The sequence below is a fragment of the Pseudoalteromonas sp. 78C3 genome (assembly GCF_002836695.1).
In the GTDB taxonomy this organism is placed as follows: Bacteria; Pseudomonadota; Gammaproteobacteria; order Enterobacterales; family Alteromonadaceae; genus Pseudoalteromonas; species Pseudoalteromonas arctica.
This window is the reverse complement of sequence record NZ_PJAV01000064.1, coordinates 1-319: the sequence shown is the minus strand read 5'-3', so window position 1 is coordinate 319 and position 319 is coordinate 1. Positions and strand designations below refer to the sequence as shown.

At 42.3% G+C, this 319-nt stretch carries 2 tRNA genes; both read left to right on the top strand.

Annotated elements, in window-relative coordinates:
- The first annotated feature begins 28 nt into the window (after positions 1-28).
- Positions 29-105, top strand: a tRNA-Ile gene (locus CXF76_RS00835).
- 50 nt (positions 106-155) lie between these two features.
- Positions 156-231, top strand: a tRNA-Ala gene (locus CXF76_RS00830).
- The last annotated feature ends 88 nt before the right edge of the window (positions 232-319 follow it).

Here is a 319-nt window from a genome sequence, read left to right as displayed (position 1 = left end):
TTGTAAAGAGAACAACACTTATTGTTTTGGGTCTGTAGCTCAGCTGGTTAGAGCGCACCCCTGATAAGGGTGAGGTCGGTAGTTCAAATCTACTCAGACCCACCACTTCTTATCTAATTAAGAAGATGGTTAAAATAATAAGTACCAGCATATGTGGGGCTATAGCTCAGCTGGGAGAGCGCCTGCCTTGCACGCAGGAGGTCAGCAGTTCGATCCTGCTTAGCTCCACCACTTACTTCTTAAAAATAAATATTCTTTATCAGGCCATTAACCGCCTGAGAATAGAGTGTGTTTAATTTTGAGAAGTTTTTACATCTCT